Origin of the sequence: Burkholderia diffusa (assembly GCF_902499115.1) — a bacterium.
GTDB classification, from domain to species: Bacteria; Pseudomonadota; Gammaproteobacteria; order Burkholderiales; family Burkholderiaceae; genus Burkholderia; species Burkholderia diffusa.
Genome location: NZ_CABVPN010000082.1, coordinates 1 through 668, shown reverse-complemented (window position 1 = coordinate 668; position 668 = coordinate 1). Strand labels below are relative to the sequence as shown.

Sequence of the window (668 nt, the reverse complement as noted above, 5' to 3'; positions counted from 1 at the left end):
TCGCCACTACTTTGGGAATCTCGGTTGATTTCTTTTCCTGCGGTTACTTAGATGTTTCAGTTCACCGCGTTCGCTTCGCATGACCTATGTATTCAGTCATGGATACTCCAAAAGGAGTGGGTTTCCCCATTCGGACATCTACGGATCAAAGCTCGTTTGCCAGCTCCCCGTAGCTTTTCGCAGGCTACCGCGTCCTTCATCGCCTGTGATCGCCAAGGCATCCACCACATGCACTTGTTCGCTTGACCCTATAACGAGTCTGTCTCGTTACAGGTTGAGTTCTCGCGTTGTGCCGTATTCCAATTGAGTCAAACTTAGAGTTCGAATCATCTTGAGATACATCGATACAATCACAACCCGGATAGTTTCCACGTCCATCTCAAGACGCTTCCGCTATCCAAATTACTTACTTCTTCCAGATTGTTAAAGAACGACAGCCGATACGTACTACGTATCGCTCTGACTGGCTCAATCGCCAATGACAAAGACTCGAACCAATCGTCATTCGAATGTTTGTCATTGAAGATTATCTAAAGCGGCCGGCATTATAACCGATTAAACCGCTAACAGACAGTCTTTCTGTCTTTATCAACAGCCGATAAGCGTGAGCGCTCAACTTTGCGAGAAGCTCTGGAAAGGAGGTGATCCAGCCGCACCTTCCGATACGG

Annotated in this window: 1 rRNA gene; it reads right to left on the bottom strand. The window is 47.5% G+C overall.

Going from position 1 to position 668, the window contains the following annotated elements:
• A 23S ribosomal RNA gene (locus BTE28158_RS32305) occupies window positions 1-248 on the bottom strand; the annotation flags it as partial.
• Between the last annotated feature and the right edge of the window lie 420 nt (window positions 249-668).